The sequence below is a fragment of the Desulfobaculum sp. genome (assembly GCF_054921475.1).
This window is the reverse complement of the sequence record NZ_JBUDSW010000324.1, coordinates 1-3,404: the sequence shown is the minus strand read 5'-3', so window position 1 is coordinate 3,404 and position 3,404 is coordinate 1. Positions and strand designations below refer to the sequence as shown.

Below are 3,404 nucleotides of genomic sequence, written 5' to 3'. Positions count from 1 at the left end.
TTTTGTGTGCTGAAAGCCGGGGGAGTGGCTACAGGGCCAGGGCGCGGTCCATGCGGGCCAGCGTCTTGTCCTTGCCAAGCACGAAGAGGGTTTCGTGCAGGCCCGGGCTGAAGGTGCGGCCGGTGACGGCCACGCGGATGGGTTGGGCGATTTTGCCGAACTTGATTTCCTTCTGCTCCACGAAGCCATTCAGGGCGGCGTCGAGAGCCTCTTCGGTGAATTCGGGCAGGTCGGCCAGCATGGCGCGGACTTCGGCCAGCAGCTCGCGCGCGGCGGGCTTCAAGTGCTTTTTCACGGCCTTTTCGTCGTACTCCAGCGTGTCGTCATCCACGAGGAAGAAGGCGCACTGCTCGGCCATGTCGGCCATGGTGACGGCGCGCGGCTGGTACAGGGGAACGATTTGGGCCAGCGTGTCGTGGCTTGCCGTGATGCCGAGGTCCTTGAGGTGGCGGTCCAGAAGGCCCACCAGACGCTCGACGCCGGCTTCCTTGATGTAGTGGGCGTTGACGCTTTCCAGCTTCTTCACGTCGAACATGGCGGGGGAGCTGTTCAGGCCGTCGGTGGAGAAGACCTTGAGCAGTTCGTCCATGGTGAAGAATTCGTCGTCGCCGTGGCCCCAGCCGAGGCGCACCAGATAGTTGCGCACGGCCTCGGGCAGAAAGCCCATTTTTTCGTATTCCATGACGCTCATGGCGCCGTGGCGCTTGGAGAGCTTCTTCTTATCGTTGCCGAAGATCATGGGCACGTGGCCGAAGCGCGGCACGGTGAAGCCCAGCGCCTCGTACAGGGCAATCTGCTTGGGCGTGTTGGACAGGTGGTCCTCGCCGCGCAGGATGTGGGTCATGCCCATGTCGGCGTCGTCAACGACCACGGCAAGGTTGTACATGGGGGAGCCGTCGGCGCGGCGGATGATGAAGTCGTCCACCATTTCCTCGTACTCCATAGCCATGTCGCCCTTGACCATATCCTTCCACGCGCAGGTGCCGGTGGGCGCCTTGAAGCGCACCACGCGGCCTTCGCCGGGGGCAAGGTTCTTGGCGCGGCATGTGCCGTCGTACTTGGGCTTGCGGCCTTCCTGACGGGCCTTCTCGCGCATGGCGTCCACCTCTTCGGTGGAGCACTCGCAGTAGTAGGCGCGGCCAGAGGCGATGAGCTGTTCAATGGCCTCGTTGTAGCGCTCCGTGCGCTGGCTCTGGAAGTAGGGGCCTTCGTCCCAATCCAGACCGAGCCACGTCATGCCGTCGAGGATGGCCTGGGTCATCTCCTCGGTGGAGCGGGCCTTGTCGGTATCCTCGATGCGCAGGACAAAGTGCCCGCCGTTGGCGCGGGCGAGCAGCCAGTTGAACAGGGCGGTACGGGCGCCGCCAATGTGCAGAAATCCCGTAGGACTCGGGGGAAAGCGTGTAACCATTGCGCTCATTGGTTTCTCCTGAAATGCGAATATATTGGGCGGCGTCCGTGGAGCGCCGTGAGAAATAATGCTATACGACAAATGCCCCGCAGCCGTCACGGAGGCGGCGCGGGGCGGGAACGGCGAATGGGACGGGCCTGTTAAACAGCCTCAACGCCCTTGATTTCGGGGACTTCCTTAAGGATGAACCGTTCGATGCCGTGCTTGAGGGTCATCTGGGACATGGGACAGCCCTTGCAGGCGCCCTGAAGGCGGACCTTGACGATGCCGTCGTCGGTGACTTCGACGAGTTCCACGTCGCCGCCGTCGGCTTGGAGTGCAGGCCGGACTTGTTCCAGCGCCGCTTCAATCTTTTCCCGCATGGCAATCCTCCTTGCGCGGTGGTTTGCCTTGGGCGTGTAGCGCCAACGCCCCGCGCTTGTCAATTTCCCAGCCCACGATGGACCGGGCGTGTTCTTGACAAGACTGTACGCGAAACCGTAGGCCCGTGCATCCATTATACACGTGCCCGGCCCGGCGTGCCGGGCTGCATGATAACCGCCAACCACCGCTCTTTATGGAGTTTTAGCCCATGCGTGTCACCCTTGTGGTCGGAGCCCGTCCCCAGTTCGTCAAGGCCGCCGTTTTGGAGCGCGCCCTTGTGGCCGCCGGAATCGAGGTCCGGCTTCTGCACACCGGCCAGCACTACGATGACCTGATGTCGTCCATATTTTTTAAGGAACTGGGCCTGTCCGAGCCGCAGGTGAACCTTGGCGCAGGCTCCGGAAGCCATGGCGAGCAGACTGCCGCCATGCTGGCGGGCATTGAGGCGGACCTGATGGACCAGCGTCCGGACGCCGTCATTGTGCCGGGCGATACGAATTCCACCCTTGCCGGGGCCCTTGCCGCAGCCAAGCTGGGCATTCCCGTCATGCATGTGGAGGCGGGACTGCGCTCCTTTAACCGCGCCATGCCCGAGGAGCACAACCGCGTGCTCACGGATCATCTGGCCGATGTCCTCTTTGCCACCACGCCCACCGCCGTGGCGAACCTGCGCCGCGAGGGTAAGGACAATGTGGCGGCGGACGGCGCGCTGGTGCAGGCAGGCGATGTGGCGGACCTGCCCCTTGATGGCGGCGCACCGCTGGTGGTGAACGTTGGCGACGTGATGTTTGACGCGGCGACCCGCTACGGCGCACAGGCCGAGGAGCAGGGCCCTACGCTGGACAGGCTGGCCCTGAAGCCGGGCGAATATGTGCTGGCAACGGTTCATAGGGCCGAGAATACCGGCGTTGGCCGCAGGCTGTCCTTTATCTTCCGCGGCCTTGCGGAGATTGCGCGCCGGGTGCCTGTGGTGCTGCCCCTGCATCCGCGCACGGGCAATGCCATCAATTCCGCCATTACCGGGCGCTGGCCCATCCCAATGGCTGGCATGACCGTTATTGAGCCGCAGGGCTACATGGATATGCTCCAGCTGGTGAAGAATGCCCGCGCGGTGTGCACGGATTCCGGCGGCCTGCAAAAGGAGGCCTACTTCTTTGGCAAGCCCTGCGTAACCCTGCGCGATGAAACCGAATGGACCGAGCTGGTGGATTGCGGGGCCAATGTGGTGGCCGGGGCCGACCCCGACACCATCCCCGAAGCCTACGAGGCCGTGCGCGATGCCGTCATTGAGCCATCGGGCGGCGTCTTCGGCACCGGCAAGGCTGGCGAAGCCGTGGCCGCTGTGGTACGTCAATTTTTGGAAAAGCAGGCATCCCAAACGGGATAAGCGCTTGCGGCGGCGCGCGGATTGCCCGCGTTGCCCCGTCCCACGGTGCTTTTTCGCGGCGCGGACAGTTGTCTGCGCCGCTTGCGCAAGAATGGCCGGACGGGGTGTGACCGCCTGCGCCTTTTCAGCGCGCGGCTTTTCCGTCATCATACAATCAATCTGGACCCGCTCCGCTTGGGGCGGCCCATGGGCGGAGGCCTCTTCCGCCGGAGGACGATATGACGCAGGACTCTCGGCCCGGGA

General features: G+C 63.9%; 3 protein-coding genes. 1 reads left to right on the top strand and 2 read right to left on the bottom strand.

Going from position 1 to position 3,404, the window contains the following annotated elements; genetic code table 11:
- Positions 1–28: 28 nt before the first annotated feature.
- Together gltX and ACY69P_RS15340 are read right to left on the bottom strand one after the other, a co-directional pair.
- Positions 29–1,420 carry a glutamate--tRNA ligase gene (gltX, locus tag ACY69P_RS15345; RefSeq protein WP_462328102.1) on the bottom strand — a complete coding sequence of 464 codons (1,392 nt, stop codon included), beginning with the start codon at positions 1,418–1,420 and terminating at the stop codon, positions 29–31.
- Positions 1,421–1,551: 131 nt separating this feature from the next.
- Entirely contained in the window at positions 1,552–1,773 is a 222-nt protein-coding gene (locus tag ACY69P_RS15340; protein WP_404845739.1) for a NifU family protein, read from the bottom strand.
- 209 nt (positions 1,774–1,982) lie between these two features.
- On the opposite strand from ACY69P_RS15340, the gene ACY69P_RS15335 reads away from it, so the two are divergent.
- Entirely contained in the window at positions 1,983–3,161 is a 1,179-nt protein-coding gene (locus ACY69P_RS15335) for a UDP-N-acetyl glucosamine 2-epimerase (protein WP_462328101.1), read from the top strand.
- The last annotated feature ends 243 nt before the right edge of the window (positions 3,162–3,404 follow it).